The 1,493-nt window shown below is 38.8% G+C and carries 2 protein-coding genes; both read left to right on the forward strand.

The features are described 5' to 3' along the window. On the forward strand, window positions 1-466 hold a 466-nt coding region (locus tag PX484_RS17490; RefSeq protein WP_288104936.1), incomplete at its 5' end, for a DUF933 domain-containing protein. A gap of 404 nt (window positions 467-870) precedes the next feature. Beyond that, the coding region (locus tag PX484_RS17495; protein WP_288104938.1) for an HsdM family class I SAM-dependent methyltransferase at window positions 871-1,493 on the forward strand (623 nt) is incomplete at its 3' end.

Here is a 1,493-nt window from a genome sequence, read left to right on the forward strand (position 1 = left end):
AGATGATCTGGCCACGGGTAATGATTGGGTAGAAAGTGTCCGTCAAATTGCCCAACAGGAACAGGCAAAAGTTGTGATCGTTTCTGCTCAAGTAGAATCGGAATTAGTGGAATTGTCGGAGGAAGAAAGAAAAGATTTTCTTGGTTCTTTAGGAGTAGAAGAAGGGGGATTAAAATCTTTAATTAAAGCTACCTACGAGTTATTAGGACTGCGTACCTATCTCACCACTGGTCCCCAAGAAACCCGCGCATGGACGATTATTGCCGGTATGAAAGCACCTCAAGCAGCCGGAGTTATTCACTCGGATTTTGAACGGGGTTTTATTCGTGCAGAAACTGTGTCTTATCAGGATTTAGTTAATAGTCGCACGATGAGCGCCGCTAAAGAAAAAGGTTTAGTCAGAAGTGAAGGCAAGGAATACATTGTTCAAGAGGGTGATGTTTTACTATTCCGTTTTAATGTATAGCTAAAAATAAATCAGGTGAACGCCGCCACCTGATCAAAAAGCTAAACAATAGGCGTTGTCAATAGCTGTAGGGCTAATTCATGAATTAGCCCTACAATTGGCGCTAATTCATGAATTAACCCTACAATTGGCCTTGTCAATTTGAAAGATGCTCCGAATTTCTGCCCTAAACAATCTCTCAGCTTTTTTTACTCATTTTGGTTAACATTAAACTGAATTTTTTATCTCTTGACATCCTCTAATTTATATTCTATAATCAGGTATAGTGGCAAGTTCTTGTTTAATCAAGATGGCGATGATCTCTGTCCACTAAAAGACTGGTTTGCTAGGAATGCAGTCAAGGCTAAAAATATTCTATCTATTCAACAACCCGCAAGGGTAAACGGTCAAATCAAGCGCAGTAAATGAAAGAGCAAGGATTGTTATTTTCCGAAGATAGCCTGTTACCTGAAAAACTCCCCCAAATTCAGGAATTACGACCTTCTAACAATCTTTCAGCAGTTTTTGAAGAGTGCCATAATTATATTTACGCCAACGAAGGAATGCTCAAAGACAAGATTTTTCACGAGATGGTTAAACTAATCATCATCAAACTTCATGACGAAAAATCTGCCAAGCAATCTGTAAACTTTGGCGTTACAGCAAATGAATATAAAGCCATCGGAGCAAATAAGTCCGATGAATTTATGTCGCGTCTCAGTCAATTATTTACCTCCATCAAGAATCATTATCGGGGATTTTTCACCGATGACACATTCAAGTTAAAACCTTTGACTCTTGCTTATATTGTAGGCAGGTTACAGTACATTAATTTAACTAAAACATCTGGCGATATAAAAGGGGAAGCCTTCCAGACTTTTGTAAATAGACACCAGCGTGGAGATAGGGGAGAATTTTTTACCCCTCACCCAATTGTCCGTCTTGCGGTTGAAATGATAGACCCAAAACCAAACGAAAAAATTATAGATCCTGCTTGCGGAAGTGGTGGTTTTTTAATTCAAGCAATCAACCATGTTCGACAAAATAA

Origin of the sequence: Microcystis sp. M49636_WE2, from assembly GCF_030065375.1 — a bacterium.
GTDB classification, from domain to species: domain Bacteria; phylum Cyanobacteriota; class Cyanobacteriia; order Cyanobacteriales; family Microcystaceae; genus Microcystis; species Microcystis aeruginosa_C.